Genomic DNA, 1,608 nt, shown 5'->3' on the forward strand with positions numbered 1-1,608 from the left:
TACATGGCAGGAGTCTCACCTGCAATTATATCTTACAATTTATTATAAGAAAAAATCTCCTTTTTATCAAGGAGAAACAATAGAAAGATTTGCTATTTCCAACTATTAAAAAATGATTTATAAAAATAACTAGCTATTTATTATTATCTTTCCATAAAAAAGTGAATTTGTTCGGAAATTTACTCAAAACATCTCAACACGAAATAAATCCCCGATTCATTATCAATTTTTCAAGATACAAACGATAAGCAACACGATAATGGTAAACAATAAAATCCCGATGATTCCCAATGCTATATCGGAAAAGATAATAAATCAAAAATTTAAAATGAACATGTTCCCAGTCAAAATGATCTCCGAAGAACGTACTATACTCTTCTTCAATATTTCTATAAAAATCCGCCATCTGCTCATAAATTTTTTGTAACATAAGCATACACTCCTTTAATTTTTATAAGCTTATTCTAACAAAAAATTTTACACATTCACTATCAATTCCTGAATTGTTAAAATACCAACCTCAACAAGATAATAAATAGGAAAAGTTAACAAAATAGGAACAAATTTACTACCTAAATTAGACTATTATAGACCTTATTAACTGTGTTAAATACTAAAAGAGACTGAGGTAAAATCTTAAATTAAGAAAAACGCATAGTATTGAACTGAACTGCACACCAAAAGTTAGTCAGAAAAAATCTAACTTTTGGGGTGTTTTTATTATGAAATTAACTTATGATGATAAAGTTCAGATCTATGAACTTAGAAAACAAGGATATAGCTTAGAGAAGCTTTCAAATAAATTTGGGATAAACAATTCTAATCTTAGGTACATGATTAAATTGATTGATCGTTACGGAATAGAGTTCGTCAAAAAAGGAAAGAATTGTTACTATTCTCCTGAACTAAAACAAGAGATCATTGATAAAGTTCTTCTTGAGGGGCATTCACAAATTAGGGCGTCTCTGGATTATGCTCTTCTAAGTAGTGGATTACTTTCGAATTGGCTGGCACAATATAAGAAAAACGGGTATACTATTGTTGAGAAAACAAGAGGGAGACCACCTAAAATGGGACGTAAGCCAAAGAAGAGATTTGAAGATATGACAGAATTAGAACGTCTTCAAGCAGAAAATGAGTACTTGAGAGCGGAGAATGCCATTCTAAAAAAGTTGAGAGAACTCCGATTGAGAGACGAAAAGGAGCAAGAAGAAAAACGGAAATTGTTCAAGGACTGGTAACAGAGTTTTCTTTAGATATCCTTCTAAAGATTATTAAACTTGCCCGTTCAACTTATTATTACCACTTAAAACAGCTGGATCAAAGCGATAAAGATTATGATATTAAAGCTGAAATTCAGTCAATTTATACTGAGCATAAAGGAAATTACGGCTATCGTCGCATGACTCTAGAATTACGAAATCGTGGCTTCGTAGTGAACCATAAGAAGGTGCAGCGTCTGATGAAAGTACTTGGTTTAACGGCTCGAATTCGCCGTAAACGGAAGTATTCTTCATACCAAGGAGAGGTTGGCAAGAAAGCAGATAATCTTATTCAACGTCAATTTGAAGCAACCAAACCAATGCAAAAGTGCTACACAGATGTGAC

At 32.2% G+C, this 1,608-nt stretch carries 1 protein-coding gene and 1 pseudogene; one reads left to right on the forward strand and one right to left on the reverse strand.

Annotation, left to right across the window (positions count from 1 at the left end; genetic code table 11):
- Nucleotides 1–193 precede the first annotated feature (193 nt).
- Complete coding sequence (gene comW, locus Q0594_RS05025; RefSeq protein WP_194250936.1) at nucleotides 194–430, reverse strand: sigma(X)-activator ComW; 237 nt, start codon at nucleotides 428–430, stop codon at nucleotides 194–196.
- A 292-nt stretch (nucleotides 431–722) separates the two neighbouring features.
- Here comW and Q0594_RS05030 point away from each other — a divergent pair.
- Nucleotides 723–1,608 (forward strand): annotated as a pseudogene (locus Q0594_RS05030) (IS3 family transposase); the annotation flags it as partial.

The organism is uncultured Granulicatella sp., from assembly GCF_938030755.1.
In the GTDB taxonomy this organism is placed as follows: domain Bacteria; phylum Bacillota; class Bacilli; order Lactobacillales; family Aerococcaceae; genus Granulicatella.

Excerpts from the sequence above, each read along its gene's own strand:
- comW (WP_194250936.1), bottom strand. The coding sequence starts at position 430 with ATGTTACAAAAAATTTATGAGCAGATGGCGGATTTTTATAGAAATATT.